This is a genomic window from Halomonas flagellata, assembly GCF_022487945.1.
Taxonomy (GTDB): Bacteria; Pseudomonadota; Gammaproteobacteria; order Pseudomonadales; family Halomonadaceae; genus Halomonas; species Halomonas flagellata.
Genome location: NZ_JAKVPY010000096.1, coordinates 1 through 692, shown reverse-complemented (window position 1 = coordinate 692; position 692 = coordinate 1). Strand labels below are relative to the sequence as shown.

Sequence of the window (692 nt, the reverse complement as noted above, 5' to 3'; positions counted from 1 at the left end):
TCGGGGGAGCGATCACCACGGTGTGGTTCATGACTGGGGTGAAGTCGTAACAAGGTAGCCGTAGGGGAACCTGCGGCTGGATCACCTCCTTACCGACGACGTCACCGGCTGTCGGCAAGTGCTCACAGTGAATTACCTGATCGGCCAGAGCAACGACTGTTTGGGTATAGACCCAGCGTGACTCCCGGGTTTTCGCTCAGTTGGTTGGAGCGCACCCCCTGACCTTTGTGGAGAGGAGGGTGAGGTCGGCAAGCCGACATTCTTCAGTCAACGGGTGAAATGGTGTTGGGTCTGTAGCTCAGTTGGTTAGAGCGCACCCCTGATAAGGGTGAGGTCGGCAGTTCAAGTCTGCCCAGACCCACCATTCTCTCGCTCAGTTAGTTAGAGCGCACCCCCTGGGGTGAGATAAAGAGGAGGGTGAGGTCGCCGGGTTTTGTTCAAGTCTGCCCAGACCCACCAATTTTATCCAGTACCGCGTTGTTTTGTGACTCGCATAGCCTGCTATGCGTCGCCACGAAACGCCTTGTCCTGAATAAAATTCCCCATGCCACGTATGGGACATCAGAGGGGCCTTAGCTCAGCTGGGAGAGCGCCTGCCTTGCACGCAGGAGGTCAGCGGTTCGATCCCGCTAGGCTCCACCATCTCCGCCCCCACCGTCGGTTACCTGATCGAGTCTGCAGTCACAAGCCAC

At 57.7% G+C, this 692-nt stretch carries 2 tRNA genes and 1 rRNA gene; all 3 read left to right on the top strand.

The features are described from left to right. Positions 1-92: ribosomal RNA gene (locus MKP05_RS21305) — 16S ribosomal RNA — on the top strand; the annotation flags it as partial. Positions 93-287: 195 nt separating this feature from the next. After that, positions 288-364 (top strand) — tRNA-Ile (locus MKP05_RS21300). A 202-nt stretch (positions 365-566) separates the two neighbouring features. Further along, positions 567-642 (top strand) — tRNA-Ala (locus MKP05_RS21295). Positions 643-692 lie beyond the last annotated feature (50 nt).